General features: G+C 60.2%; 16 protein-coding genes. 12 read left to right on the forward strand and 4 right to left on the reverse strand.

The genetic code is table 11. The features are described from left to right. The first annotated feature begins 75 nt into the window (after window positions 1-75). The 6 genes from OCV66_RS02955 to OCV66_RS02980 all read left to right on the forward strand — a co-directional run bounded on the left by OCV66_RS02955 (window position 76) and on the right by OCV66_RS02980 (window position 7222). Window positions 76-396, forward strand: a complete 321-nt coding sequence (locus tag OCV66_RS02955) for a hypothetical protein (protein WP_147573754.1) — start codon at window positions 76-78, stop codon at window positions 394-396. An 84-nt stretch (window positions 397-480) separates the two neighbouring features. Then, on the forward strand, window positions 481-2277 hold the full coding sequence (pepF, locus tag OCV66_RS02960) for an oligoendopeptidase F (protein WP_147573755.1): 1797 nt from the start codon (window positions 481-483) through the stop codon (window positions 2275-2277). Between the two features lie 133 nt (window positions 2278-2410). After that, window positions 2411-3742: a 30S ribosomal protein S12 methylthiotransferase RimO gene (rimO, locus tag OCV66_RS02965; RefSeq protein ID WP_147573756.1), complete on the forward strand. Its 1332-nt coding sequence runs from the start codon at window positions 2411-2413 to the stop codon at window positions 3740-3742. A gap of 2 nt (window positions 3743-3744) precedes the next feature. Further along, the gene (pgsA, locus tag OCV66_RS02970; RefSeq protein ID WP_054326568.1) at window positions 3745-4425 is read left to right on the forward strand and encodes a CDP-diacylglycerol--glycerol-3-phosphate 3-phosphatidyltransferase; all 681 of its coding nucleotides are present in this window, start codon (window positions 3745-3747) and stop codon (window positions 4423-4425) included. A 144-nt stretch (window positions 4426-4569) separates the two neighbouring features. After that, entirely contained in the window at window positions 4570-6477 is a 1908-nt protein-coding gene (locus OCV66_RS02975; RefSeq protein ID WP_054326567.1) for an NAD(+) synthase, read from the forward strand. Between the two features lie 82 nt (window positions 6478-6559). Then, window positions 6560-7222 carry a VanZ family protein gene (locus OCV66_RS02980; protein ID WP_107631363.1) on the forward strand — a complete coding sequence of 221 codons (663 nt, stop codon included), beginning with the start codon at window positions 6560-6562 and terminating at the stop codon, window positions 7220-7222. A 46-nt stretch (window positions 7223-7268) separates the two neighbouring features. Here OCV66_RS02980 and OCV66_RS02985 read toward each other — a convergent pair whose 3' ends face one another. Continuing rightward, on the reverse strand, window positions 7269-7616 hold the full coding sequence (locus OCV66_RS02985) for a helix-turn-helix domain-containing protein (RefSeq protein WP_054326564.1): 348 nt from the start codon (window positions 7614-7616) through the stop codon (window positions 7269-7271). Between the two features lie 181 nt (window positions 7617-7797). Here OCV66_RS02985 and OCV66_RS02990 point away from each other — a divergent pair, with 181 nt between their 5' ends. The 3 genes from OCV66_RS02990 to OCV66_RS03000 all read left to right on the forward strand — a co-directional run bounded on the left by OCV66_RS02990 (window position 7798) and on the right by OCV66_RS03000 (window position 10644). Further along, window positions 7798-8412: an SHOCT domain-containing protein gene (locus OCV66_RS02990; protein ID WP_054326563.1), complete on the forward strand. Its 615-nt coding sequence runs from the start codon at window positions 7798-7800 to the stop codon at window positions 8410-8412. Between the two features lie 107 nt (window positions 8413-8519). Further along, window positions 8520-9356: a prephenate dehydrogenase gene (locus OCV66_RS02995; RefSeq protein ID WP_054326562.1), complete on the forward strand. Its 837-nt coding sequence runs from the start codon at window positions 8520-8522 to the stop codon at window positions 9354-9356. A gap of 115 nt (window positions 9357-9471) precedes the next feature. Then, window positions 9472-10644, forward strand: coding sequence for an MFS transporter (locus OCV66_RS03000; RefSeq protein WP_186949501.1), 1173 nt, complete (start codon window positions 9472-9474; stop codon window positions 10642-10644). A gap of 48 nt (window positions 10645-10692) precedes the next feature. On the opposite strand, the gene OCV66_RS03005 is transcribed toward OCV66_RS03000, so the two are convergent. Further along, window positions 10693-11286: an ECF transporter S component gene (locus OCV66_RS03005; RefSeq protein ID WP_054326559.1), complete on the reverse strand. Its 594-nt coding sequence runs from the start codon at window positions 11284-11286 to the stop codon at window positions 10693-10695. Between the two features lie 162 nt (window positions 11287-11448). Here OCV66_RS03005 and spoVAC point away from each other — a divergent pair, with 162 nt between their 5' ends. From spoVAC to srtB, 3 genes are read left to right on the forward strand one after another with little or no spacing between them, the layout of a single operon-like run. Next, window positions 11449-11901 carry a stage V sporulation protein AC gene (gene spoVAC, locus OCV66_RS03010; RefSeq protein WP_082396864.1) on the forward strand — a complete coding sequence of 151 codons (453 nt, stop codon included), beginning with the start codon at window positions 11449-11451 and terminating at the stop codon, window positions 11899-11901. Beyond that, the gene (locus tag OCV66_RS03015; RefSeq protein WP_147573758.1) at window positions 11898-12674 is read left to right on the forward strand and encodes a beta-ketoacyl-[acyl-carrier-protein] synthase family protein; all 777 of its coding nucleotides are present in this window, start codon (window positions 11898-11900) and stop codon (window positions 12672-12674) included. Before spoVAC ends, OCV66_RS03015 begins: the two co-directional genes overlap by 4 nt. A gap of 19 nt (window positions 12675-12693) precedes the next feature. Continuing rightward, window positions 12694-13431 (forward strand): class B sortase, encoded by a 738-nt coding sequence (srtB, locus tag OCV66_RS03020; protein WP_147573759.1) that lies wholly within the window; start codon window positions 12694-12696, stop codon window positions 13429-13431. A 79-nt stretch (window positions 13432-13510) separates the two neighbouring features. Here srtB and OCV66_RS03025 read toward each other — a convergent pair whose 3' ends face one another. Both OCV66_RS03025 and OCV66_RS03030 read right to left on the reverse strand, forming a co-directional pair. Beyond that, window positions 13511-24025: a Cna B-type domain-containing protein gene (locus OCV66_RS03025; protein ID WP_147573760.1), complete on the reverse strand. Its 10515-nt coding sequence runs from the start codon at window positions 24023-24025 to the stop codon at window positions 13511-13513. Window positions 24026-24117: 92 nt separating this feature from the next. Continuing rightward, the gene (locus OCV66_RS03030; RefSeq protein WP_147573761.1) at window positions 24118-24990 is read right to left on the reverse strand and encodes a tyrosine-type recombinase/integrase; all 873 of its coding nucleotides are present in this window, start codon (window positions 24988-24990) and stop codon (window positions 24118-24120) included. Window positions 24991-25082 lie beyond the last annotated feature (92 nt).

Below are 25082 nucleotides of genomic sequence, written 5' to 3' on the forward strand. Positions count from 1 at the left end.
GTTTTTCCGTGCTATCCTTTCCCTAAAGAGAAGCCGCGCGCGGTTTCCTCAATAACCGACAATAAAAGGAGGAGCATGGATATGGGTTATGGATGGCTTAACATAGGGAGTATTCTGCTGGGAATCATCGCGCTGGCGGTGCCGTTCCGCGGTGTTGCAGCCGAGAAGAAATGGAAGCCGCGTCTCGCGGTCAGCGCGGCGGCGTGCGCGGCCGCCATCGGCCTGCAGGCGCTTTACCGCTTCCGTTGGCGACTGGGCCGGCCTTGCCGATACGGAGGGCCTGGCGGAGATGGCAAGCGTTTTCCTTTTGGCGCTGACCGTCCTGATCAATTTCATTATGATCCGCGTACACTGTTCCGTCAGGCAATGAACCGTTTTTTCGCCCTCTGTTGGTAAACAGAGGGCTTTTTCTTGCATGTTCTGTCCGGTTGCGGTATCATAATAACATACAGTAAACCATACCGGAAAGGAAGGATTTCCATGGAAATGACCAGGATACCGGCACGCGCGGAGGTGCCGGACAGTGGCAAGTGGGCGGTCCGCGATCTGTTCGCGAGCGATGCGGACTGGCGTGCCGCCTACAACGCAGCCAAGGCGTTTGTTCCGCGCGTCGCGGCGTACCGCGGCCGCCTGTCCGAAAGCGGGGAGACGCTGCTGGAATTTTTCCGCCTGGACGACGAGATCAGCCTGGCGTTCGACGCGCTTGTCCATTACGCCCAGCGCCGCAGCGACGAGGATACCCGCGTCGCCGCGTATCAGGAGATGGTGAGCCAGGCGACGCGGCTCGCGGTGGAGTTGCAGGCCGCGGCAGCGTTTGAAACGCCCGAGCTGCTCGCCATTGACGATCAGACGCTCGCCCGCTTTTACCGCGAAACGCCCGCGCTCGAAAACTACCGGCTGGCGATGGACCGCGTGCGCCGCCGCCGCGACCATGTGCTTTCAGACAAGGAGGAGGCGTTGCTCGCGGCTGCGGGCGAGATGGCGTCCGGTCCGGACGATATCTACTCCATGCTCAATGACGCCGATCTCCGCTTTCCGGACGCGGCCGATCAGGATGGGAACAGGCATCCGGTCACGCACGGCACCTTTATCCCGCTGATGCAGTCCTATGACCGCGCGCTGCGCCGGTCCGCTTTCGATTCGCTGTATTCGGTGTACGGCCAGTTCCGCAATACCGCAGCGGCGACGCTGTCCGCGCAGATGAAGCAGCTGCTGTTCTTTGCCAACGCGCGCAAATATCCCTCCACGCTGGACGCGGCGCTCGACGGGACCGAGGTGCCGACCGCCATTTACCACAACCTGATCGACGCGGTGCGCCGCTCGCTGGCGCCCATGCACCGGTATGTCGGCCTGCGCCGCCGCCTGCTTGGGCTGGAGGAGCTGCATATGTACGACCTCTATGTTCCGGTGGTCGAGGGCGTGGAGATGAAGTTCACCTTTGAGCAAGCCAAGGAAACCGCGCTCAAGGCGCTCGCCCCCCTGGGCGAGACATACCTGGACCTGCTGCGCCAGGGCTTCGCGGGCGGCTGGATCGACGTATATGAGAACGAGGGAAAGCGTTCGGGCGCGTATTCCGCGGGCGCGCGCGTTCATCCGTATGTGCTGCTCAATTTCAAGGGGACGCTGGACGATGTGTTCACGCTCGTACACGAAATGGGCCACGCCATCCATTCCTACCTGTCCAATCGCACCCAGCCCACCGCGTATCAGGATTATGTGATTTTCGTAGCCGAGGTCGCTTCCACCTGCAACGAAGCGCTGCTGATGGAATACCTGCTGTCGGTCACGCAGGACCGGAAGCAGCGCGCGTATCTTATCAACCATTTCCTCGAACAGTTCCGCGGCACGCTGTACCGCCAGACCATGTTCGCGGAATTCGAGCTGGCGGTGAACGGGATGACCCAGCGCGGAGAGGGTACGACCGCCGAAGCGCTCTGCGCGCTGTACCGGCGGCTCAACGAGCAGTATTTCGGCCCCGATATGGTCGTGGACGAGGAGATCGCGCTGGAATGGGCGCGTATCCCGCATTTCTATTATGATTACTATGTGTACCAGTACGCCACCGGCTATGCGGCGGCGATCGCGCTGTCGCGCCGCATCCTGCGCGAGGGTGAAAGCGCGGTCAGCGATTACCTGGGTTTCCTGTCCGGCGGCTGTTCGGCCGACCCGATCACGCTGCTGCGCGGCGCGGGCGTGGATATGGCAAGCCCCGCGCCCATCGAGGACGCGACCCGCCTGTTCGACGAGCTGATTACGGAAATGGAGCGGCTGCTGTAAAGCGGCGGGGAAGAGGGAAGCCGGACGGCTTCCCTCTTTTTCTGCGCGCGTGGACGAAATACAACAGATGACAAAGACGGGTTTGTGATGTATAATACCATTGGACAATAGTGGGACAAAAAAGGAGGATTCCATGCCGAAAATAGGACTGATTTCGCTCGGCTGCGCCAAAAACCTGGTGGACAGCGAGCATATGCTCGCCCTGCTGCGCGCGGCGGGCTGGGAGGTCGCCGCGGATATGGCCGAGGCGGACGTGGGCGTGGTCAACACCTGCGGGTTTATTGAAGCCGCCAAGACCGAGGCGATCGAGACCATTCTCGAAACCGCGCAGTACAAGCAGAGCGGCAAAATGAAAGGCCTGGTCGTGACCGGCTGCCTGGTGCAGCGCTACGCGGAGGAGATGCGCGCGGAGCTGCCCGAGATCGACGCAATCTGTGGCACGGGCAGCTATGAGAGCATCGTGGACGCGGCGAACGCCGCGCTCGGCGGGCATAAGGCCGCGTACCTGGCGGATATGGCCAGCGCCGCGCTCGAGGGCGGCCGCGACCGCCTGACCCCGCCATATACGGCCTATTTCAAAATCGCGGAGGGCTGCTCCAACCGCTGCGGCTACTGCATCATCCCCAAGCTGCGCGGGCCGTACCGCTCGCGCGGGATGGATGCGCTGCTCGCGGAAGCGCAGGCGCTGGCCGACGCTGGGGTGAAGGAGCTGATCGTCATTGCGCAGGACATCACCAAATACGGCATGGACCTGCCCGGGCATCAGCGCCTGCTGCCCGAGCTGCTGCGCCGCCTGTGCGAAATGGATTTCCATTGGGTGCGTCTGCACTACCTGTACCCCGACCAGATCACGGACGAGCTGGTGGAGGTCATTGCGTCCGAGCCCAAGATCGTCAAGTACCTGGACATCCCGCTCCAGCATGTATCAAAGCGCATCCTGCGCGCGATGCACCGCCCAGGCGATGGGGAGGAATTTGCCGCGCTGCTCCAAAGCCTGCGCGACCGCATCCCGGGCCTTGTGCTGCGCACCAGCCTGATTGTCGGCCTGCCGGGCGAGACCGAGGACGAATTTGCCGCGCTGTGTGCGTTTTTGCAGGACGTACAGATCGAGCGCGTGGGCGTGTTCGAGTTTTCGCCCGAGGAGGGTACCGAGGCCGCGGAATTACCCGACCAGATCGACGCTGCGGTCAAGGCCAACCGCCGCCTGATCGTGGAGGAGCTGCAGTCGGGCGTGCTGGACGATTACAACACCTCCCGCCACGGCGAGGTCATGGAGGTGCTGTGCGAGGGGTTTGACGAGGAGCAGCAGCTCTGGTACGGCCGCACCTACGCGGACTCGGTCGAAGTGGACGGCCATGTGTACTTTGAGGCGGAGGACGCGCCCGTAGCGGGCGGGTTTATCCCCGTCCGCATCACAGACAGCCTGGGACCCGACCTGCTCGGCGTCCGGCAAAAGGGGGAATAAAAATGACCACAGCAAACAAGATCACGCTGACCCGTATTGCAATGATCCCATTTTTTCTGTATTTCGCGTCGCAGCCGATGTTTTCCGTGGATTATCAGGCAAGCGGTCTGTTGTTCCCAACGAATACGGTTATCGCATTGGTGCTGTTCTGCGTGGCGAGCTTCACGGACTTTCTGGACGGTTATGTCGCCCGCAAGTATAACCAGGTGACCGATTTTGGCAAATTTGTCGATCCGTTGGCGGATAAACTGCTGGTGACGAGCGCACTTGTGCTGTTCGTGGGGCAGGGCGCAATGGCGGGCTGGATGGTGTGCGTCATTCTGGCGCGCGAGCTGATCATCACTTCGCTGCGCGTGGTGGCGGCCAACAAGGGCCGCGTGCTCGCCGCGACATGGACGGGCAAGGTCAAGACCTGTGTGCAGATTGGCGGTATTATTTTAATTTATCTGTATTATATCCTGATTGGTGCGGCCGGCAGCGGTGCATTCGACTCAATGATGGTGTCGTCTGACGGCAGTTTCACCAGTACCAGCACTGTTATGGTTATCAGTGGAACGGACGGCTATCCGATGTTCGCATACCTGGTCGGCTGGGTCGTGACGCTCGTCACTATCTACTCAGGCTTTGACTATCTGCGCAAAAACTGGGATATTATCAAGGATGGCGCGGTCAGGGAAAAATAACGGCGCAATACGGCACAAAGGGGGAAGACCGCGGTCTTCCTCCTTTTTCCGAGCGGATGTCCCGTGCATGGGCGCAAAAACCTTGCGTCCGTGCCGGAAAAAGGGTATACTAACCATATCTGAACTGTCTGGAGGAATACTGGAATGCAGGATGGATTTGTCAAAATTGCCGCCGCGACGCCCGCGCTACGGGTCGCGGACTGCGCCTATAACGCTTCCGAAATCGTCAGGCTGGCGGAACAGGCCGCGGATAAGGGCGCGCGCCTGATCGTGTTTCCGGAGCTTTGCCTGACCGGCTATACCTGCGGCGACTTGTTTTTGCAGCAGACGCTGCTGGATGGGGCGCTGGAAGCGCTCCGCACCGTGCGGGACGCGACTGTGGCGCTGAACGCCGCCGTGGTGGTCGGCCTGCCCCTGATGCATCAGTGCAAGCTGTATAACGTGGCGGCGGTGCTGTGCCGCGGCGCGGTGGAAGGGCTGGTGCCGAAGCACAGCATCCCGAATTATTCCGAGTTTTACGAGCAGCGCCACTTTACGTCGGGCGCGGGGCTGGATATGGAGCCGGTCGAGCTGCTGGGCCAAACCACTATGTTCGGTGGCGTGCAGGTGTTCTCCAGCGCGGCGATGCCGGATTTCGCGTTTGGCGTGGAGATCTGCGAGGACCTGTGGGTACCCGAACCGCCCTCCACGCGGCTGGCGCAGGCGGGCGCGACCGTGATCGTCAACCTGTCCGCGTCGGATGAGATCATCGGTAAGACCGCCTACCGCCGCGACCTGGTACGGCAGCAGTCCGCGCGGCTGCTGTGCGCCTACGCCTATGCGGACGCGGGCTTCGGGGAATCTACGCAGGACCTGGTGTTCTCCGGCCACGACCTGATTGCGGAAAACGGCGTGTTGCTGGCCGAGAGCCGCCCGTTCGAGAGCGGCGTGATCTACGCGGATATCGACGTGCAGCGGCTCGTGCATGAGCGCCGCCGCATGAACACGTTCACGGTATCGGGCGGCGGCTTTGCGGCCACGATGGAGGTAACGCCCGGCGAAAACGACCTCGCGGACCGCCGGTTCCCGCGCACGCCGTTCGTTCCCGCCAATAAGGCGCTGCGCAACGAGCGCTGCGAGGAGATCCTCACGCTGCAGGCGACCGGCCTTGCCACCCGTCTGCGCCACACGCATGCCAGGGCTGCGGTTGTGGGTCTGTCCGGCGGGCTGGATTCCACGCTCGCGCTGATCGTGCTGGTGCATGCGTTCGACCTGCTCGGGCTGGACCGCAAGGGCATCCTGGCGGTGACCATGCCCTGTTTCGGCACGACCGCCCGCACGCGCGGCAATGCGGAAAAGCTGGCCGACGCCTATGGCGTGACGCTGCAGACCGTGGATATCAAGGCCGCGGTGGATCAGCATTTTCGCGATATCGGTCAGAGCATGGACGACCTTTCGGTCACGTTTGAGAATGCGCAGGCGCGTATGCGCACGCTGGTGCTGATGAACCTGGCCAACAAGCTGGGCGGCATGGTGGTCGGCACGGGCGACCTGTCCGAGCTGGCGCTCGGCTGGGCGACCTATAACGGCGATCATATGTCGATGTACGGCGTCAACGCCTCCATCCCCAAAACGCTGGTGCGATATCTGGTCGCCTATGAGGCCGACTGTGCGCTCGGCGAGCTGTCCGACGTGCTGCAGGATGTGCTGGACACGCCGGTATCGCCCGAGCTGCTCCCGCCCAAGGATGGGGAGATCAGCCAGAAAACCGAGGATTTGGTCGGCCCGTATGAGCTGCACGACTTTTTCCTGTATTATATGCTGCGCTTCGGTTACCCGCCGCGCAAAATTTACCGCATTGCACGCAAGACCTTTGCGGGTGTGTACGACGATGCAACGGTGAAAAAATGGCTCGTGACCTTTGTCCGACGCTTTTTCACCCAGCAGTTCAAGCGCTCCTGCCTGCCAGACGGCCCCAAGGTCGGCACGGTCACACTCTCCCCGCGCGGCGACTGGCGCATGCCCTCGGATGCATGCGCGGCGTTGTGGCTTTCCGAGGCGGAGCGCCTGTAAACGGGCATGGGGCGCTGGAAAAGCCCCGGTATAAAAGCCGCGCCGCTGGCGCGGGAATCCCCTCACAAAGGAGCAACTCCCTTTGAAAACCCTTGTCCGCAGGCTGGCGGCGGTCCTGACCGCCGTGCTGCTCTGCTTCAACCTGTATTATGAGCTGGCGCCCGGCTATATCGTGGGGCCGGAGCAAAAGCTCGCGGTCGCGGCGGCGTTCGCGCTGCTGCTCGGCACGGCGCTGTTTTACGGCGTGCCGGCCGGCGCGTGCGCCAAACGGCGGCACGACTATATGCTGCTTTTGTTCTGGTACTATCTGTGGGTGCTGGCGAACGTGCTGTTTTTTGATAATGCGTTCGGCCGCGGCTTCCACGCGGGCGCAGACCTCGGCGCGGTCAACCTGGAACCGCTGCGCACGATTAAAAATTATCTGATTGCCTACGGCTATGGCAATATCTCGCTGCGGCTGGTGGTACTCAACCTGCTGGGCAACCTGGCGGCGTTTGCGCCCATGGGCGTGTTCCTGCCCGCGCTGTTCCGCTGGCAGAGGAGCATTTTCTTCTTTACCGCCACGCTGACGCTCGGCATCACGGCAGTCGAGGTGGCGCAGGTGTATACCGGCGCCGGCTCGTGCGATGTGGACGATCTGATCCTGAACCTCGCAGGCGCGCTGATTGTGTTCGTCCTCTGCCGGATTACACCAATCTGGAAGCAGCTCTGCCGGGTCAACCCAAGGCCGCAGAAGGAAGCATAAAAAAGCAGGCTGGCATATGCCAGCCTGCTTTTTTGTTACTTCCCGCCTATTCCTTTAAAAAAGGGACGCTTTCCTTCAGCATGTTCAGAATGACCGCCAGCTGGTTGTCCGTGCAGGGGCCGAGAAGCTCGTTGATTTCCCGCAGGTAGACGCTTTTTTCCCGGCTCCTGCCGTTCCCCTTGCCTGAAGCCGGTATAATATCATTGGCGGTGATGCCGAAATACTCAATCAGGTCAACCAGCTTATCTAGGCTGAACCGACGCTCGCCGCGCTCGCACTGTCCAAGATAATTGGTTTCCGTCTCCAGTACCTCTGCCAGCTTCTCCAGCGTCAGCCCTTTCAATTTCCGGTATTTTCGTATATTTTTACCGATCTCAAAGGATAAGTCATCCATCCTTACAGCCCCTTTCCATGCTACATTTTATCGAGGCGGGACGATATTCACGAGTTACGCTTTGCAATGAAAAGCATTGCAAATTGCCAATAAAGCATATTGACTATGCAATTTGCATGTAATATAATAGCAATAAGCATAGATTATTAATCCATGCCGGACAAAATAGGGAGGGGATTACATGGAAGAAAAAATCATTATCAAATCCGTACAGTACAATATCAAGCTGATCAGCCTGATCATCGTTGGTATTGGCGTCGTTCTTTTTATTTGGCTCGGTCTGCCCTTGGCGATCGATATTTCGAACAGGAGAGATGGATTAGACCTGTCCTATTTTCTGACCAGCGCATTCCCGTATTATGCGTGCTTTACGCTGCTCCCATTCCTGATTCTCGCAGGGCTGTTCTATTGGTACTGCTCGCGGATCAGCATAACGGTGAGCGATAAGCGTGTTTTCGGCACGGCTGTGTTCGGCCAACGCGTCGATCTGCCGTTTGATATGATTTCCGCAGTCAAAACCACCAGGCTTTGGCGGGGGATTGCGGTCGCCACGGCTTCCGGTTTTATCAGATTCGTTTGGATCAAAAACGCCGCTGAGATACATACTGAGATCAACCGGCTTCTGCTGGAACGGCAGGACAAGCGGGCAGCATCCGCAGCGCGGCAGGAGGCTGCCCCGCAGTCCAACGCAACAGCCGGTGCGGAAGAACTGAAACGGTATAAGGAATTGCTTGACAGCGGTGTGATCACACAAGAGGAATTTGACGCAAAGAAAAAACAGATCTTGGGATTATAACAGCTGGCGGCCCGCATAGAGATGTGGACCGCCTTTTTCATTGACAAACCTCGTTCGCCACGCTACAATTTAACTAAGTAAAACATCAAGACCAAGGGGATTGTATCATGTTTGACACCGTACTTATTGCCGGCCTCGGCCTGATGGGCGGCTCGATGGCGAAAACCATCAAGGCGCGCACGCTCAGCCGTGTGCTGGGCTGGAACCGCACCCGCGCCACCGCCGAGCAGGCGCGCGCGGACGGCACGATCGACGCGGTCGCAACCGAGGCACTGTATAAGGAGGCCGACCTGGTCATCATCGGCCTGTATCCGCAGGCGACGGTGGACTGGCTGCTGGAAAACATGCCGAAAATGAAAAAGGGCTGCGTGGTGGTCGATATGGTCGGCGTCAAGCAGTTCATGGTCGAGCGGCTGGAGCAGGCTGCGCTCGACGCGGGCGTGCATTTTGTCGGCGGGCATCCGATGGCGGGGCGGGAGTTCTCCGGCCTGGATTTTGCGCTTCCGACCCTGTTCGACGGGGCGAGCATGATTTTCGTCCCCACCAGGAGCAGCACCGAGCGGGTGCTGGAGCAGCTCGAAGCGTATTTTACGGCGCTCGGCTTTGGGCAGACCGTGCGCTGCACGGCCGAACAGCATGACCGGATGATCGCCTTCACCTCGCAGCTGGCGCATGTCGTGTCCTCGGCCTACATCAAAAGTCCGGAGGCGGATAAGCATAATGGCTATTCCGCGGGCAGCTATAAGGATCTGACGCGCGTGGCCAAGCTGAACGAAACCATGTGGAGCGAGCTGTTTCTGTGCAACGCCGAGCCGCTTGCGCGCGAGATCGACGAGATCATCGGCCATCTGGACGAATACCGCCGCGCCATCCGCGCGCAAGACAGGGAAACCCTGACTTTGCTCCTGCGCGACGGCCGAGAACGAAAGGAACGCCTCGGTTGACGGAGAGCGAAAAGGCGCCGCTGAAAAAGCGGCGCCTTTGGCTTGTTCGCTCTTGCGCGGGAGCGGTTTCGGGTGTAAACTGAAAGGGCGACAATGGGAAATGGGGGAGAACAGGATGCAAGCATTGATGCGGCGCCGCTTGATGCGATGCGCTTACCGGACAATGCTGCTCGGCGGCCTGCTTGGGTCGAGTAGCGGCGTGGTGATGAGCCTGCTGCAGGACCGCTATGCGCTGGGGTACGAATGGGGCGGCGTGCTGCTCGCGGCGTTGAGCGTGGGAAATCTGCTGTCCGGCTTTACAACGGGTATGCTGACCGTGCGGCGCGGCATGCGCAACACGACGCTGCTGCTGTCGACCGGCGGTGCGGCCGGTTATTTCGCCATGGCGCTGACAGGGAACCCCTGGCTGCTGGTGCTGGCGTTCGGGCTGGTCGGCGCGGCAAAGGGCTGCGTGCTGAATACGGACAGCGTGTTGGTTGCGATATCAGCGGAGGACCGCACCCAGGGAATGAACCTGGCGCATTCGCGCTTTGCGCTCGGCTCGCTGGTATGCCCGCTGCTGATCGCGGCGCTCGGCTTGCTGCACTGGCGCGCGCCGATGATCGGGCTAGGCCTGTGCGGCTGCCTGCTGTGGCTGAGCTATTACGCGGGCCGACTGCCGCGTCGGGCGAGCCGGACGGCGGACGGCGGGGGACAGTGGGACTTTTTCCATTCCCGCCGCTTCTGGCTGCTGACCGCGGTGCTGTTTTTCCAAAACTGCACCGAGATCGCGGTCACCGGCTGGATGGTTACTTATTTCAAGGATACAGGCATCCTGTCCGGCACGGCCGGGCAGCTCACGGTCACAGTCATCTGGGGCGCAATGCTGGCCGCGCGGCTGGTGATCGCGTTGGTGCTGCATATCCGCAACGGCTTCCGTGCGCTGACCCTGATGACCGCCTGCTGCATCGGCGCGTACCTGCTTCTGCTACAGGCGGAAACGGCGGTCTCCGCGCTGGTGCTGCTGTTTGTGTTCGGCATCTCGATCGCGGGCGTCAACCCGACCGCGGTTGCGAGCGCGGGTAAATCGCTGTCGAGCGCGGGCGTGGGCGTGATGTTGCCTGCGGCAGGTGTCGGGGCGATCCTGATGCCGTATATCACGGGCCTGGTCGCATCCGCCTGGGGTATCCATGCGGGGATGATGAGCATTACGTTTGCGGTCGCGGGCATGTTTGTCAGCTCGGCGCTGCTGCTGGTCGTGCGCGAGCGGGGCGAAGCGCACACAGGCTCCCGTGACGAGCGGCCCTGATGGAAAAGCGCGGCCATCCGCCGGAAAGAATTCCGGCGGGCGGCTTTTTTAATTCTTTTGCGAGCTGTGCGCCAGATGGCGCGCGAACGAGGTGGACTGGAGCGCTTTTTGCAGCGCGGGCGTGAGCAGCATCGCGACGATCACACCGACCACGGCGTTGATCAGGCTGGAGGCGATGCTGGCCGCGCAGCCGGCCACCGCAGGGACAAAAGCCGAGCCAGCGAGCATCATGCCCATGATCTTGCCCCCGATATACAGGGTCGAATAGGTCAGCGCACCCGCGATGGCCGCGACAAGGTTGCGGATCGTCCGGCGTCCGTTTGCCCCGCCCCAGTGCGAGATCAGCCCGCACAGGCCGGCCATGATAAAGTACCGGAGGAATGTGACATAGGCGGTGGGCGCGTATTCCGGATCGGTCAGGTCGAACAGCGCGCAGCCGATGCCGGCGGCCAGGCCGCCGCGCCAGCCGCCCAGCAGCGTGCCTGCCAGCAGACAGATGCCGTTGCCCAGCTTGACCATGGTTGAGCCGCCGGGTGTCGGGATCTTGATTTTGAAAAAGAATGTGGCAATGAATACAAAGGCCGCGAGCAGCCCCACGGCCACGATATCGTACAGCGTGATCTTTCGTTTGTTGTTTTCCATAACGGTTTCCCCCTTTTCTTTCCTCAGATAGGATACGGCATATTTGACCTGTTTTAAATAGCCAAACTTTGATTATTTTATAAGGTCAGATGGATAAACGGCAAAAAAACCGCGCAAAATAGCAGAAACATGGGAGTAGCCTCCCGAAGAGGAGAGATGCGCATGAAACTGGATAAGCAGAAATACCAGCAGATGTTGGAACAGAAAAGCCCGAATTCGCCGCTTTGGAAGGACTGTCTGAAGGCGTTCCTGTTCGGCGGGGCGATCTGCACGGTCGGCGAGGGCGTGAGCAATTTCTGGCAGTCGCGCGGCCTGGAGACAGCGGACGCGGCGGCGGCGACAGCCATCACCATGGTGTTCCTCGGCGCGCTGCTGACCTGCCTGCACCTGTATGAAAAGCTGGCCAAACACGCGGGCGCGGGAACGATCGTACCGATCACAGGCTTTGCCAACGCGATCGTGTCGCCGGCGATGGAATTCAAAAGCGAGGGGCTGGTGCTGGGCGTGGGGGCGAAGCTGTTTGTGATCGCCGGCCCTGTGCTGGTATACGGTATTTCGGCCAGCGTGCTCTATGGGCTGGCGCTGCTGCTGATGGGGGGAGGCGGCGCGGGATGATCCGGAGGATAGGGAAGCGCACGCTACAGTTTGCGGAGCGGCCGTTTCTGCTGTCGCATGCGGCGGCGGTCGGGAAAAAGGAGGGCGACGGCCCGTTGGGCGCGCAGTTCGACTTCGTGACCGAGGACGACCGCATGGGTCAGAAATCGTGGGAGCTGGCGGAAAGCGAACTGCAAAAGACCGCGATCGACCTCGCGGTAAAAAAGGCGGGTCTGCAGAAGAGCGATTTGGATGTGATCCTCGCGGGCGACCTGCTCAACCAGTGCATCGGCTCGTTTTTGGCCTCGGTGGGGTCGGACGTGCCGTATCTCGGGCAATACGGTGCCTGTTCGACTATGGCGCAGGGGCTGGCGCTCGGCGGGTGTCTGGTGGAGGGGGGCGCGGCGCGGCGCCTGCTCGCTGCCGCGTCCTCGCATTTCTGCTCGGCCGAGCGGCAGTACCGGTTCCCGCTTGCCTACGGCGGCCAGCGCACGCCGACCGCCCAATGGACGGCCACAGCGGCCGGCGCGGCCGTGCTGTCCGCCGCGGACCCGCGGGGCGGCTCCTCCGGCATCCGTGTCACGCATGCGCTGTTCGGCAGGATGGTGGAGATGGGCGTTAAGGACGCGAATAACATGGGGGCGGCGATGGCACCCGAAGATGTTATTTTAGACCCATACATAAAAGGCGCGCCGGAAGCTGTGTTTGGCACGTCGGGCGGCTCTCGGACGGATTTCCGGCGGAGCCGCCTTTACTTTTGTCTGGTTGTGCGGTACGATAGAGGAAACCGATAAGAAAGGACCGCACGATGATATGCGTAAACACAAACCGCTGTACTGGATATTGCTATGTATCTGTCTGGCCGGCATCGCGGCCAGCGCTTACCCGATCGCGCGGCAGATGCGGGAATACCGTGCCGGCCGGGCGGCCTACATAGCTCTGGCCGAGGCCGCCGCGCCCACCGAGGCTGGCGCGGCCAGCGTGCAGCCCAAGTCGCCGGCGGTGGACTTCGATACCCTGCGCGCAGTCAACCGCAATGCGGCGGGTTGGCTCTATGGCGGGGATACGGGCATCTCTTATCCGGTCGTGCGGGCTGAGGATAACGTGTATTACCTCAACCACCTGTTCGACGGCACGGAAAACAGCGCGGGCTGCCTGTTCATCGACAGCCGGTGCGTGATGGGCTGGGAGGGCCGCCATACCATCATTTACGGGCATCACATGAAGGATGGCTCCATGTTCGCCGCGCTGACCGAATACGCGGCGCAGGCGTATTATGACGCGCATCCGCGCTTTCTCCTGCTTACGCCGGAGGGACGGTATGAGCTCGCGTTTTTTTCGGGCTACACCGTGCAGGCGGACAGCGACGCCTGGCGGGTGGATTTTGCCTCGGACGCTGATTACGCCGCCTGGCTGGAGGAGGTCAAGGCGCGCTCGCTGTTTATCAGCGCCGTTGTGCCGGACGCGCACGACTGCGTCGTCACCCTGTCCACCTGCAGCTATGACCAGAAGGACGCGCGGTTTGTCCTGCACGGCATCCTGTGTGGATAGGGCTACGCAAAACAGAACGGGGAGGGACGCATCAGCGTCCCTCCCCGTTTTCCTGTATCTGGTTTTGCCACGCTGCGGCTTACCGGCGCTTGACATGTTTGCCGCCGCGCCGCGGCCGGCCAAGATACAGAGTTGCGGCCAAGCCGAGTGTAAACAGGAGCAGCATCGAAGCGTAAAGCGGCAGATTGAAATTATCTGCCGTGCGCACTGCGCCGCCCTCGCTGGGGGCGACGGGCAGATCGGACCCGCCATCGGTGTCCGTCTGGCCGGGTTCGCCGGAACCGCCCGGGCGGTCCGGACCGTGCGGATCTTCGGAGCTGTCCGGATCATTCGGGTCGGTGGGCTCATCTGGCTCGACCGGCTCTTCCGGAAGCGTTTCGCCCTTTTGGTTAACAAAGGATGCAGTAGCTGTGGCGCCGCTCGCCAACGTGCCGGTTTCACCCGTGCAGGTGGTCGTGTAGCCGTCGCTGCCGGCTTCGGTCTCGGACACCTGATAGGATACGCCCACCGGCAGGCCGGAAGCGGTGATCGATTGCCCGTCCCGCAGCGTAAACCGGGCTATACCGCCCACAAACGTCATGCCGCCGTAATCGCCGTTGACCGACGCGCTGCCCAGCGTGACGACAAAATGGAAGTCGCGGCTGGTTTCGCCCTCCGTGCCGGTCACGGCCTTGGTGACGCGCAGCGCGGCGAGCGAAGCATCCGTGCGGGTATTGGTGATATCATAGCCGCTGTATGTTGGCGTATAACCCTCCGGCACCTGCTCGCGCACGGTATACTGGATCTCGCGGCCGTTGTCGTACTTGGGCAGGTCGGGGAAGCGGTACCGCCAGCTATCTGCCGCGGTGACTGTCTGTCGGCCGATCTCTTCGCCATCGGCATAGAGGATGACAATGACGCTGCCCGGCCGCTCGTCCTCGGTATCGCCCGACCAGCGCTTCTGGCCGGACACCGTGACCGTGGTGGTGGTCGTGCCGCCGCCGCTGCGGTGGTTGGTAAAGCGCGCCTGTTCGGTTTCGCCGGGGGCGATGGCGTTGATCGCGTTCTGGCTGCTCTGGCTGTGGCCGTATGCGTTGGTTTCCGTGACCGCATAGCCGGTGTTGCCGGGCAGGTTGGTAAAGGTGATGGATTCGTCCGCTTTCAGGGTGAAGGAAACCGCAGCCTTGCCGCTGCTATCAAAGGAAGCCGTACCTGTGGTACCGTCCGTTTTGGACCAGCTGACCGTGGGCGCTGTGTTGTGTTCCGAGAACCCGTCCGGCAGGGTGAACGTGGCAGAGAAGTCAAACGCCTGCATGTGGTCGCCGCGGCTGCCCGTTACCTCCTTGGCGACGGTCAGCCCGCCGCGCCGGATGTTGGTGATCTGCAGCCCGTCCACACTGGCCGGCTTGCCGGTATGCTGTGTCTCGTCGGCTGCGCTGCCAGCGGCGTAGTACACATCGTAGCCCTCCGGCACGGCCTCACGGACGCGGTATTCGTACAGACGGATGCGGCTGTCGAACTTGGGCAGGCCGGTGTAGGTAAAGGCTGTCCGGTCGGGATTCCAGACTGGATTCGCGTCCGGTACAGCCTCCCACTCTTCCTGCGTGCTGGCCGCCCGCCGTTCGAGTGTAAGCGCGGGCGCTTCGCTTGCCGCGCCGCCCTCCCAGACCTTCCGGCCCTGGATGCTTACCGTTCCGGACAGGGTGTTGGTAAAGCTGCGGTTGTTATCGCCGTTGCCGTTATTTGCTTCCTTGTAGCCCTCCGGCACAGTCTCGGTCACCCGGTAGGTATACAGATTCCCATCCGCATCGTACTTGGGCAGGTCGGCATAGGCGTATGTCCACTGGTCGGTATCCGTGCCGCTCCACACCGGTGCGAGGGGCTGTCCGCCCACGAGGACCGTTTCCCAATCCCCATCGGCCGGGGCGGAGGCAGTCGTGCGCTGTAGCGTCAGCGTCAGGCTGTCCGGACGGGTGCCATATGCGTTGCCGTTGTCCTTCCATGTCTTTGTGCCGGAAATGCGGATAGACGGCGTATTGGTAATAACGGTTTTCGCGGGGTCAAGATTATCGTAGTCCACGTGGAAGCGGCCGCCGCCGTACACGCCGCCGCCGTGGGGTGCGATGGGCTTACCATCCCCGTCCAGCTCAAGGGCATAGTAGTGATACGTCGTTCCGCCCTTGTCGCACTTGGGCAGGCCGGTAAACGTTTGCGCCCACTGATTATCTGCGTTTAACGTTACAGTGCGATAGGCGCCGTCGGGCGTATTCTCCTGAACCGGCACGCGGTTGGCAGGGTCGGTCGAATTGATCTGCGCCGCATCCGTGGTGCGGTACAGGCCAGCCGAAACTTCCGCAGCCTCGGGTGCGGAATCTGTCGGATTCCACTTTTTCGTCACTGTAAAGGACATCGGCTCCACGTTGGTAAAGGTGTAGGAAATGGTTTGCGTATCTCCCACGGTCTGCTCGTCCTTCTGGATTTCCAGGGCGACGTAATCCGGCGTGGCGTTCCGCTCAGTCACCTGATAGGAAACGAGGCTGCCGCCGTCATAAGCAGGCAGGTTATCCCAGACCACTAACCAGCTGCTTTCCGCATTCAGGACAGCGGTTTGCAGGTCTGTCCAGCCGCCCCCGTCTACGCTGCGCTGAAGAACCAGCGTCACGCTGGCATCGTCTGGCGTCTCGGGCCGCCAGACCTTTTCCGCCCGCACGGTAAGCTTACCGCGTTCCGGCACCTTCGTCTTGAGCGTATTGGTCACTGTCCAGACCTTCTGCTCCTGCCGGTAGGATGTGGTATAGTCGTTGTTGCCGGACTGGAACGTACCGCCATCCTTGACCATGATGCCGGACAGCGCGGTTTCGTCCATACCTTTCAGCATATCCAGCGTATATCCGTCCGTATTGGGCTGCAGCTCGCACACCCGATAGGTATAGGGGGAGCCGCCACCTGTAAAATCTGCGGTAGGCAGACCGGAAAGCGTTTCGCTCCAATGGTCGCCGTCCTGCTCCGTGTTATGGCCGTAGAGCCGGATCAGATCGACGATTTCCCAGTATTCACTGTCCGTAGTGCGCTGGACGAGGAACCATGCCTCCCAGTCCATGGCTTCGCCCGAGGGGTTGGGGCGGCTGTTGTAGCGGTTATTCTCGTCCTCCCATACCTTTTTAAGGGTAAGGCTGGTAGAAGAAAGTCGGTTGGTGGTTGTGCTGGTGGTAACAGCCGTGCCGGAAACGTTCAGCAGCGCACCGGTGACCAGGCCTTCGCCGATCCCTGTGTAGTGGTTATCCTGTCCAACAGCGCCGATCTGCTGCACAATCCCGCCGTAAGAGACTTCGGTTTCCACCACGCGGTAAGTAAAGGAGACGGACTGGCCACTTATTGTAAGCGTTCTGGGCAGGCCGGTGAACGCGCCGCCGTTTTTCCAAAGTGAGTCGTCAATTCTCCCGGTGATCTGCGCGGAGAATGGCTCTCCAGCAACCCCTTGCGCGTTTGACAGCCTGACAGTCTCCCGTATCTTTTGGATTGCGCTCGCGTCCAAGCCAAGGCCGCCGCTCGCGGAAAAGTAAGTGTCCGCATCCTGCCATGCGCCGCCGTTTGCAGAAACCTGCAGCTTGAATTTCACGGTCAGATCAAAGTCCAAGTAGTCCTCGGTGATCGGTTGATCGTCAGCATCCGTCCATTGCTTCTGGAAACGCGCGTTGGCATAGATGGAGTTGGTCACGCTGCCAAGATCAATAACGCCGCTGCCGTCCGCGGAATCGCTCGTCCGCCAGCTTCCGGTGCCGTTCGTAGGGCTGTACTGCGTCTGTTGCAGCATGCCGTTTTCCACCTTTTCCGTTACACGGTATCTCCAGGCCTTGCCGCTGGTGGCGTAGCGCTTCAGCTCGCCGCTGTTATTAGCGCCCTGAATGGTGAATCTCCACTGGTTGTCGTTTCCTTTTTCATATTGGATGGTATAATCCGTGCCGCGTATCAGTTCATGCCAGCCGCTTTCGCCCGAAACCTGACGCGAAACCGTCAGGCCGAGGGGGTCGTCAGGGGAACCGCCGATTAAATCGGTCGGCATATCTGGGCGGGTATGCATCAGGTCGTCATAGTCAGCCCATGCCTTGACGCCGGTCAGCGTGACCTGGTCGCTCTGCCCGCTGGGGTTTTCCTGCCATACGTTATAGAATGTGGCCTTGGCCAGCGGCTCAGTACCCGTATCTGTAAGCTGTTCCGGCCACAGGCTGCTGACGTGATCTGTTTTGTGTTCATCCCCGAAAGCGGATGTACCTGATACATCCCCTGCCTGCGCATACGTCGTATACCCTTTCAGTTCATCTTCTTTCACAGTATAGGTATACCGCGAGCCGTTGGGGGCATACAGGGGCAAATCCTTAAAATCCGCGCACAGCGCAAACACGACAGGATCGGCATTGGGCTCCTCCTCCTTAGCAGCATTGAAAGCCTGTTGCACCTGGCCGCTCGATATGGTGGAGGAAACAGAGAAACGGGTATCTGTAACACTCTCCTGGGAACTGCCCTGATAAGCTCGCGTGAGCCGGAACGTCACGGATGGGAAGCCGCCGGTATCCGCGCCGGTATCCGCAGGCAGGGAGAGCAGCTTTTTCACCCGCAGCGCGCCCGTATCGGGCTGATAGGTGTTGGTGAATGTGAAGTTCGCGTCCTGCTTTGAGGTAAAGACCTCGCCGGTTGCATTGCCGGCGTCCGTATCCGACCAGTCGATGCGCTCAACCACCCGATAGGTGTACAGGCGGCCTTGTTCATCATAACGGGGGAGCGTATCTGCCCCTGGTTCATAGACATACTGAACTCCGTTGTCTGTTACTTGGAGCGTGGTATCACCGAGATGGTCGATTTGGAACGGGTAATAGCTGCCGTTTTTCAGGAGCGGCCAAGCATCTGGCGGAATCGTCAGCGAGGCGACCCGATTTTTCTCGTCCAGTGTCCCGTCCGACGGCACTTGTCCGCTCAAGTACCGGTATACATTGAACGTTACCTCCGGCAGTTCCGTGTCCGTAGCGGTAAGCCAGCCGGAAGGCATGTTCTCCCACAGCTTTTTTCCCGCAATGACATAGTTCGCGGAAAGCGTGTTGGTGAATGTGCCTCCGTTGCGCAGCGCGTATCGGGGCGTGCCGCCCTCCGCAAAGGGGCCGATGCCGGCAAGGCCGGCGGGAAGCTGCCCGCCTTCCCATTTTTCGGTGTCCGCCAGATCCAGCACATACTCGGCTGTGGCGTTACCATTGGGTGCATCGCGGTTGCCGAGGTATTCCGTTTCGGGCGTGATGCTGCCATCGCCATCCTTATCATATGAATACTGTACGGCCTGATAATCATAGTCCCCGGCCTGCACCTGCGTGCGCTCGACCGCGTAATATTTGATTTCAAAGCCGTACTGGTCGTACATCGGCATATCAGGCAGGGTAACGGTCCAGATGGTGCTGTCTGCCAACGCGTCGATGCTGGATGCGGAGCTTGCGGTCCAGCGGTAATTTTTCTGCACAACCGATATCCGCTCCTGATAGCCGCCGCTGCCGTCCGGCACATGCGATACGCTGTAAATATCCAGATAAATGTCCGGCCGCTGACCGTTTGTATAGGAAAAATCATCCATCCAGACCTTGGTCCAGGTGACCGACTTGGTATCCGAGCGGTAATTGGTGGCATCCAGGGTTTGCGTGTCCCTGGTATGCTGACCGGCGACATTTGCATGATATGTCAGCGTAGTAGAAAGATGGTAGTCCGCCCACAGCGCGGCGAGGGTTTCGCTGTACTGGCTCAGATCGGTGACGACCGTCGGAGTACCGTCGGAGGAGGTGTCCGTCATATTGAGCCAGAGCTCTTCCACATCATATGCCACGATCCCGCCGCTGCCGGAGGCATATTTGGGCAGGCCGTAAAAGTTCCAGCTGGTATTTATTTCAACCTCGCCATTTTCATTGATTCCGATAATAGCCTGTTCGGAGGACGCAGGATTGCTGTAGGTACCACTCGTTTCATCATACTTTGAGTAAATAGGCACGGCTTCGCCGCCGACCGAAACCGTATTTCCATCGCTCAGGGTGCCGCCATAGGTGATCTTCCAACCGTTGGCCGCTGCGGCGTCCGCATCGGCAAAGACCAGACGGAAAGCGAGGGCAAGGCGGGGGCCTTGCCCGCCCTGATAAATGGCCTGCAATTCCTTCGAGATGGCGTTCATAATATCCTCGCTGTCGCCATCCACCCACTTTTTGCTTACGGTCAGGTCGATACTGCCCAGACGACGGTTGGTGACAACGAATACCGGTTCGCCGGTACCTTGGCCGGCGGGATTAATGCTACCCTCCTCATAGGTAACCTGATAGCGGTGGTTATCCGTGGTGACCTCGAAAATCGAGCTGCCGCTGCCGATAGCATGCGCTCCCGTTTGATATAATTGCTTATAGCTGATGGTTGTGCCATGTTCTACTTTGCTGTCTCCCACAGCAGTCTCCACGATGTAAACCTCATCCGCTTTGACGCCGGCCGGCAAGCCAATATATCCATGCCAAACGTTGTCTTTCAGCGTTATGGAGGCACCCTCAACGGGAGTGTTTGCCAGATGTTCGCTCCCAGCTTCCTTATAGTATGCCTGCAGAGTGACCGGCTCGCGGTGGAGTATGTCGCCGTCGTCCTGCCAGATTTTGCGCACCATAACGCGGCTTCCGGGGCCCCTGCCGTTGATTACCGTGGTTCGGTAATCACCATTGGGGAGGCGTTCTGTTTCGTAGGTGGGGAAGGATTGCTCTCCGTCTGCTCCTGCTTCCAGCAGGATATATTCGTAGGCATGCCCGTTCTCGTCGAATTTAGGCAGCCCCGCCACAAAGGCGGTCCATTCCGTGTCGGTCCAGTCACCTTGCTTTGTAATTGTGATCCCGTTAGGGAGTTGAAGGGGATAAATGCCATCTTTTTGATCCATCTGGAAGTGGACATAGGCCTTATTGTCCAAAGCGCCGGTAGTGGTCTGGTAGAGGTAAATGTTGATCTGATGTGGCGCTACACCACCCTCCCACCTTTTCACCACCGTATAGTCAATCGTTTCTTCCGGCCGGTTGGTGATGGTGGTGCCGTTCCCGTCGGTGGCGGTTTCGGAGATATAATGCACTTCTTCGTATGTAGCGCTGCCGCTCTGCTTCTGCACAAGATCAAAGCTGGCGATGTCCCCGCTCTGCGTGACTTCATGCCTCTTCGCCTGTTCCAGCGCCGCCTGGATTTCCTCTTTCGTGGCGCCCTCGTCCAGCTCCGCTATGGCTTCCCCCTGGTAGACCGCGGTTTCGACCCATCGGTACTGGTATTTTTCACCCAGGGCGTCATAGGTGGGCAGGCCGTTTTGGGTATAGGTGTCGCTCAGCCGCTCCGCGAAAAAGCTGTGCATCACATGGGTGATGGACTTACCTGCGCTGTCGGTGGCGTTCTCCCAGTTGCCTTCAGTAGTGGTACGCTGTAACGTCAGCTCTACGGCCACCTTCTCAAAGTCGGCCTGATACGCCGCGGATTTCCATACCTTGGTCACGGATGCGCTCGTCGTGCCGGTCAGACGGTTGGAGAGCGTGCCGTTGTCGTAAACAAATTCGTCGGTGGGTGCGCGGTTTGGAATCCCGTCGGGCAGGGTGTCGTCAAACGTGTCGCCATTCTGTATTTCGCCGAACTTCTGCTCGTAGCTTCCGTCGCCCTGCCCAGCGTCCAGATATTCACGCACCGCGTAAACGTACTCGTAACCGTCCTGGTCGTATTTGGGCAGATTGAGCGGGTCGCCGGAATCGTCCGTGAATAAAATCATGTAATGCGTGCCGTTGCCGCAGCTTTCAGCAGTCGGTTCGGTATCGTCCCTGATCACCAGCGTCACGATCTCGCCCTTGCGCTCGCCAGACTCATAGCGCACGGGCGAGGCCTTGTTGGAGCCGTATTTTTCGGCCGATTCATCCAGCCGGTAGCGCCAGAGCTGGAATTCCGCGTCAGGGCGGGTTTCCAGTTTACCATTTGTTTCAGAGTCCAGCCAGCATTTGGTGGCCTGATAAGTGGTTGTGCCGGACAGCGTCAGGTTAATCCGGCCGCCGCTGTATACCGCGCCGGTTTCCGAAGCGTGGTTGGGAACGCCGGTGTTGTCATAGGAGATTTGGAAGCAGTCGCCGTCGTCCAGCTCGAACGCGCCGCCCAGCTCACCGCTGTTGAGCTTTCCGTCCGCGCTGTCGCCCGCGCCGATTTCCTCAAGCTGGTAAGTCATCGGCGTACCGTCGATGTTGTACTTCCACAGGTTGCCGATGGTCACCTGGGTATAGGAGCCTTCGTCATCCGCTTCCGGGGTATAGGATGCGTTGGATTGTGCAAAAAGGTCCTTGATGGGGTAGACCTGTTCGGCATTGCCGTACTCTATCCGGAACTGGAACTGGTCGAGCAGGGCGGGGGTCTGCACCTCCTCGTCCGGCGCGCCCTGATCGCCCCAGCGCAGGTTGACCCGCACGGTGAACTCGTCGCGCAGCATATAGTACCAGCCGGGCTGATTATTCACAGAGGGGTATGCATCGTCTCCGCTCTGCACTTCGACCAGCGAATACCCGTCCCATTCGGGCGGGGCGAGCGTCCACTCGACCAGATAGTAGCGATAGGCACCATAGCCGAGATCCTCGGAAACGATCTGCGGCAGACCGATGGAAATGCCGGAGGAGGTCGGGGTGATGTCCGGCCATTCGCTCAGGCCAAGCTCTTTCAAAGACTCGGCGGTAAGCTCGGTCGGCTCGGACGTAGCCGAGTCGGCAAGCGGATTACCGTCCGCGTCGCAGGGCGTCAGCGTGTAGTGCAGCGTGGGACGGTACTGGCCTGCACCGAAGCCATACTCTCCGGCGTCCGGGCGTTTGTTGCTTTCATCGTTGTTGTCCCGCCAGTAAATATCCTGTGTGACCTGCTCGCTTTTATGGACTGCCCGCTGGCCGGGAGCAGTTGTGTCACTCAGGGGCAGGGAGATTGGAATAAGCCCCTCCGGTATGGTGATCGCAGTGCTGTTTTCAGTCAATCCGGTCACCGCCAACGAGACAGCCGTGGAGTCAGACGTCTCATTTGTATTGACCGTGAATGCAGCGCCTCGAAAATCGATGGCACAGGTGTAGACATTGACCGGCTGCGCAGCGCGTACGGCGGGCATAGCCGGTCCCGCGCTGTCCGGCTGGTTTTCCACGTCGGAGGATGGGTCGGCGCCGGGCAGGGGGGCTACTTCTTCATCGCTTTCCGGCTCTCCGCTGCCGTATTCCGGTTCTTCAAGCATTTCAGACGCCGGCGGCAGGTAGGACAGGGTGAACGTGAGCGAGCGGGAGCCGCCGTTTGACTGCGCGCTTTGGACGCTTGCCGTCCCTTCGGTGGTGAACGACAGCTCCGCGACCACGGTTTCGCCGGACAGGATGCGCCACGCGGGATGGGTCCCGTCAGGCGCCGCGACCGTCAGCGCCTGCTCCGGCGGGGAGATGCCATCGGGCAGTGACAACTGGAAAGATGCGGTCGAGGGCTGCGTTTCCCCCTCGGACAGAAGGGCGGGCGCGGCCTCCTCCGCAGCGGGTTCGGTGACGGTAAAAAGAAACGAAAAATCGGAGAGCGTCTTTTCCGTTGAGCCCTCTCTCCAGACAATGCAGGGCGCGCCGCCCACGGCGGTCAGCGCGTAGTCCCACGCGGCGGCCGGTTGTGCCGGCGGGATTTCCAGCATTTCAGTGGTGACGCTGAACTTGGGCGTGGCCGTTTCCGGTTGCACGGTAACGGTAATATCGTCCTCCGTAACCGCGACAGTACCGCCCTCCGGCGCGCGGAAAGTCAAAGACAGATCGATCTGCGGACGGTTTTCGGTATTGAGCGTAAAGACAAGGAAGTAATCGTCGTTTGCACTGTCCGATCGGGTAAATAGTGCGCTAAACGGCAGGGACAGCCGTTCGAGCAGCGGCAGACTGTTGTCGCCGGCACTGGGCGCAGAGTCGGGAGCGGGCTCACCGCCTCCATCGGGAGCGGGCTCGCCATCCCCATCGGGAACGGGCTCACCATTCTCATCGGGAGCGGGTTCGCCATCCCCATCGGGAACGGGCTCACCATTCTCATCGGGAGCGGGCTCGCCATCCCCATCGGGAACGGGCTCACCATTCTCATCGGGAGCGGGCTTGCCATCCCCATCGGGAACGGGCTCACCATTCTCATCGGGAGCGGGTTCGCCGCCTCCATCGGGAGCGGGCTCACCGCCTCCATCGGGAGCGGGCTCACCGTTCTCATCGGGAGCGGGCGTGTGTGCTCCATTCGGCTCGGTGCCCGGTTTTTCAAGTGTAATGCCGAACGCCGCGAGGCTGCTGGACTCCCAGTCCAAAAGCATGGCCTCTTCAGCGGTCAGACGGATACGGACCTCAGCGGACTGCACCACGCTTTCTTGCCCCAGTTCGGCGGTTAGCCGGATAGTACCCACACCGTTTTCAGCGGCACCCGCCGCGGCCCAGCCGATGCGCACGTCGGGCGGCTGGGCTGTTTCGTCGATTGCTGAGGCGATCGGTGCCAACGGCAGCATCGTAGCTGTCATACAGACGGACAAAAACGCGCTGACCGCCCTTTTTTTCCTGATTACCGCAAACTTCATAATCATTCTCCTGTATAAATGGCTAAATGGCTGTCCATCGGATTTTTTTAATACCGCGGCGTCCTATCGCTTATCCCCTGATTGCTGTGCAGCTATCTTTTTTCAGTCCCGCTGCTCCAGCCAACGGAGAGCTGTTCGGTATCCAGAAGCCGTTCATAGGTCTGCTCCATGAGCAGGGCAAGACTGGATTGGATGCTCTCCTGCGTGGTCTGGTACAGCTTGTGTAGGCAGCGTGCATTGCATTTCTCTGGTTGGACCCGCGCATTGTGTGCCAGGCCCTGAATATGCGCGGCAACGGCGGTCCGGTTGATATGCTTGCCGCTGCGGGTGACGAATACCGGCCCGCTGCGGATATCCATACGGCCGATATAGTCGAGCAACTCGCCGCGCAGGCAGGACGGGATACGCATGATTTGCCGGCCGCCCTTGTCGGCGAGGACGATCTGCCCGTCCCGGACAGCTTCGGCTGTCAGACTGGGCAGTTCCCCCATGACGAGTCCGGTACAGGCGAACACCTTGATCAGCAGGTAGGCCCGCTCTTTTCCCAGCAGCCGCGCCGCGGAGAGCAGACGCAGGTATTCGCTTCGGCTCAGTTCGGGCTGCACCTCGTCCGACGGGGGTTTGAGATTTTTGACGTGGCGGCAGTCCTGTAGGCCAAGGAAATCCAGGAAGCTGTTGGCCGCGGAAAGCGCCACGTTGATCGTGCGGGGCGTATATCCCTTATCCTGCAAAATGGCGCTCCAGGCGGCCAAGGTATCCCGCATGACGCGCTTTCCTTCCGGCAAGTCCTGATAAAAGCGGAGCAGATTGCGATGATAGGTCTGTATCGTACCGTGCTTACGGCCGTTGTCCCGCAGAGAACCTATGTAGGCGTCGATTTGCGACAGCGTAATGGGAAAGCCCGTTGCATTCGTCCGGACGGGTGTACTGTATGGCTGTATTGCTGTCGATGCTTCTGCTCTCATCCCATCGCCTCCAAAGCAAACAAAATCAACATTTTGTCCGAAATATAATTACAGGCTTTTAATATTTCAGGACGAAATCAACATTTTGTTTA

It is taken from the genome of Agathobaculum ammoniilyticum, assembly GCF_025567315.1.
GTDB classification, from domain to species: domain Bacteria; phylum Bacillota; class Clostridia; order Oscillospirales; family Butyricicoccaceae; genus Agathobaculum; species Agathobaculum ammoniilyticum.